Raw genomic sequence first — 3,497 nt, 5'->3', positions numbered from 1 at the left:
GTTAATGCACCTACAACTTTATCTGATAGATTTGGTTCTAATTTTAAAGATTCTTCTCTCTTTAGTATTTCCATTGTGTCCGGTACACCGTTTACAAGACCATGCTGTCTCATTTCTTCTAATTTATCCATATCTTTTTCATCAAAGCATAATACCAAAGAACCATTTCTTTTAAAAGGAAAATCCAATTCTTCTTGAAGCTTATCAAACATTTCATTTCCTCTAACGTTCATTTTAGCTTTAAGAGTTCCTGGTGTTGGGTCTTCCCCTGCGTGAACTATTCCACTGTTAGCTTTGCTTGTTCCTGATGCAACATCTATTTCTTTTTCCAATACACACGTTTTTAATTTATATTTAGATAATTCTCTTGCAATTGCACATCCAGTAACTCCAGCACCTATAATTGTAATATCAAACATATTATTCCTCCTCCATATTAACAAAAAAGAGCACTCAACTTAAAGGGTATGTGCTACCCTCTAAATCAAGGCTCTCTCTATATCTCAGCCAATCATTTTTTTTATTTTATGCTTGCATTGTAGCACATTATTCATCATTTTTCAACATCTTTTTAATTTATATTATTTTTCTTCCCATGCTAAAGATCTATTTACTGCTTTATGCCATCCTGCAACTAATTTCTCCCTCTTATCCCCTTCCATTGAAGCCTCAAAAGTATTTGATATTGCCCAGTTTTCAGCTACTTCATCTCTGTCTTTCCAATATCCTACTGCAAGTCCTGCTAAATACGCTGCTCCAAGAGCTGTAGTTTCAATTACTTCTGGTCTGTCTACATTTACTCCTAAAATATCAGATTGAAATTGCATTAGGAAGTTGTTTGCACATGCTCCACCATCTACTTTTAAAGATTTAAGTTCTATTTCTGAATCTTCTTGCATAGCTTTTAAAAGATCATATGTTTGATATGCCATTGATTCAATAGCAGCTCTTATAATATGTTCTTTCTTAGCACCTCTTGTAAGACCAAATATTGTTCCTCTAGCATATTGATCCCAATATGGCGCTCCTATACCAACAAAAGCAGGTACCACATACACTCCATTTGAATCTTCTACTGCCGTAGCATATCTTTCTGATTCTGCAGCATTCTTTATCATTCTAAGTTCATCTCTTAACCATTGGATAACTGCTCCTCCAATAAATACACTTCCTTCAAGTGCATATTCAACCTTACCGTCGATTCCTACTGCTATTGTAGTAAGTAGTCCGTTCTTTGAATCAACTGCCTTTTCTCCTGTATTCATTAATAAGAAGCATCCTGTACCATATGTATTTTTAGCCATACCTGGTTTGAAACAAGTTTGTCCAAACAACGCAGCTTGTTGATCTCCTGCATCTCCAGCTATTTTTATAGGTGTTCCAAATAAAATTTCATCTGTTTCACCATAAACACAGCTAGAAGGTTTTACTTCTGGAAGCATTGATTTTGGTATATCAAATATTTCTAAAAGTTCTTCATCCCATTTAAGCTCATGTATATTATATAGCATTGTTCTTGATGCATTAGTATAATCTGTTACATGTACTTTTCCTTTTGTTAAGTTCCAAATTAACCATGTATCTATATTTCCAAATAACAAATCTCCTCTTTCAGCTTGTTCTCTAGCACCTTCAACATTATCCAATATCCATTTTACTTTTGTAGCTGAAAAATATGCATCTAAAACTAACCCTGTTTTTTCTCTTATTTTCTTGTCTATTCCTTGTTCTCTTAATTCATCACACAATGAAGCAGTTCTTCTACACTGCCATACTATAGCATTATATACAGGCAATCCTGTTCTCTTATTCCAAACTACTGTTGTTTCTCTTTGGTTTGTAATCCCAATTGCTGCAATTTGCTCTGCAGAAATTCTAGCTGTCATAAGAGCCTCTCCTGCAACTCCTGCTTGTTTTCCCCATATTTCTAGTGGATCATGTTCTACCCATCCTGCTTTAGGATATATTTGTTTAAACTCTTTTTGTGCTGAGCTTACAATCTCACCTTTTTTATTAAATATTATACATCTTGAACTTGTAGTACCTTGGTCTAACGCCATTATATATTGCTTTTCCATAAAATAAATCCCCCTGTACAGTTATTTTAGAGTTGCTAACAATTTGATTATTCAATAAAAATAGTATTAGTTGAAAATAGTATTAATTTCTAAGAGTACTTATTTGAAAATCATTTAACTTTAAACGTTTTCTAAAATAGTGCAGTAAAAAGTACTGCTCCTGCTATTCCACCAAGGATTGGCGCAACTACTGGTATCCATGCATATCCCCAGTCTGAATCTCCTTTACCAGCTATAGGTAATATAGCATGTGCTATACGTGGTCCTAAATCTCTAGCTGGGTTAATAGCATATCCTGTAGGTCCTCCAAGAGAAAGTCCTATTGCTACTATAAACAATCCAACCGCTAATGCAGCGAATCCATCTACCATTTTAGCTTGTCCTAATCCCATTAATCCAAAAACCAATAATCCAGTTACTAGAAACTCAGTTAAGAAATTTGCCTTAGTATCTCTTATTGCTGGTGCTGTACAGAAAACACCTAGTTTTGTAGCCTTATCTTCTGTTTCTTTCCAATGAGGTAAGTAAGTTAACCATACTAATGCAGCTCCTGTCATACCTCCTAGCATTTGTGCTCCTATATAAGAAGGTACTTTAGCCCATGCGAAATTGCCAACTGCTGCATTTCCTATTGTAACTGCTGGATTTAAATGTGCTCCACTTATTGCCCCAAATATATATACAGGAATAGCAACTGCAAGACCCCAAGCAAGTGTTACAACTATCCATCCACCATTTTGACCTTTGCTTTTATTAAGTGCTACTGATGCAACTACCCCATCACCTAGCCAAACCAAAAGCATTGTTCCTAAAAATTCTGCCATAAAATTAGACATTTTCATTCCTCCTTGTTCTTCATATGTATAATATTTAAATGAAATAATTAAGTTCGATGTTTGTAAACGTTTTTTCAAAACACAAAAAAATAGACCCACTTTAATAAGACTGAAAGTAACATTAAAAATTAATTTTTAATAATACTTCACTCGCATTAAAAACGGCTCTCTCATCTCTGCCTTAATTCATTCATTTTTGTTAATTAAATACTACAATATTCTTGAAAATTATTCAAGTACTTTTATTGAATTTTCTTAGACTATTTAATTTTCACAAAAAACTTCCTGAAAATTTCTTCTAAACCTTTCAATATGCTCCTTAATAACTTTTAAATTTTGACAATATTTTAACATTGTTTTGCAGCATATTCTAGTATCCATTCGCCAATCCCCACTCCCCAGAGAAGAACGTTTTGCTATACAAAACTAAAATTAGAATAAAGCAAACTAGACTTAAAAATAGAAATGCTCTATCTTTAAGTTTTTGCTGTTGCATCAAAGTAATAATTACTTCTTGACAACAGCATAAATGGAAAATTGTTTATAATGAAAAAAACACCTCTATGTGTTTAAATGATTTTGA

The 3,497-nt window shown here is 33.4% G+C and carries 3 protein-coding genes; all 3 read right to left on the bottom strand.

Annotated elements, in window-relative coordinates; genetic code table 11:
• Window positions 1–419: NAD(P)/FAD-dependent oxidoreductase (locus OIO11_RS11835; RefSeq protein WP_268071675.1), on the bottom strand; the 419-nt coding region annotated here is incomplete at its 3' end.
• A 162-nt stretch (window positions 420–581) separates the two neighbouring features.
• Window positions 582–2,078 (bottom strand): glycerol kinase GlpK, encoded by a 1,497-nt coding sequence (gene glpK, locus OIO11_RS11830; RefSeq protein WP_268071674.1) that lies wholly within the window; start codon window positions 2,076–2,078, stop codon window positions 582–584.
• 131 nt (window positions 2,079–2,209) lie between these two features.
• Window positions 2,210–2,914: an MIP/aquaporin family protein gene (locus OIO11_RS11825; RefSeq protein WP_268071673.1), complete on the bottom strand. Its 705-nt coding sequence runs from the start codon at window positions 2,912–2,914 to the stop codon at window positions 2,210–2,212.
• Between the last annotated feature and the right edge of the window lie 583 nt (window positions 2,915–3,497).

Origin of the sequence: Clostridium sp. ZS2-4 (genome assembly GCF_026719745.1) — a bacterium.
Classification (GTDB): domain Bacteria; phylum Bacillota; class Clostridia; order Clostridiales; family Clostridiaceae; genus Clostridium_H.
The sequence above is the reverse complement of the archived record's forward strand: the minus strand, read 5'-3'. Positions and strand labels throughout refer to the sequence as shown.

What these genes read in the sequence shown, in the direction of transcription:
- glpK (WP_268071674.1), bottom strand. Translation starts at nt 2,078, where the DNA reads ATGGAAAAGCAATATATAATGGCGTTAGACCAAGGTACTACAAGTTCA.
- OIO11_RS11825 (WP_268071673.1), bottom strand. Translation starts at nt 2,914, where the DNA reads ATGTCTAATTTTATGGCAGAATTTTTAGGAACAATGCTTTTGGTTTGG.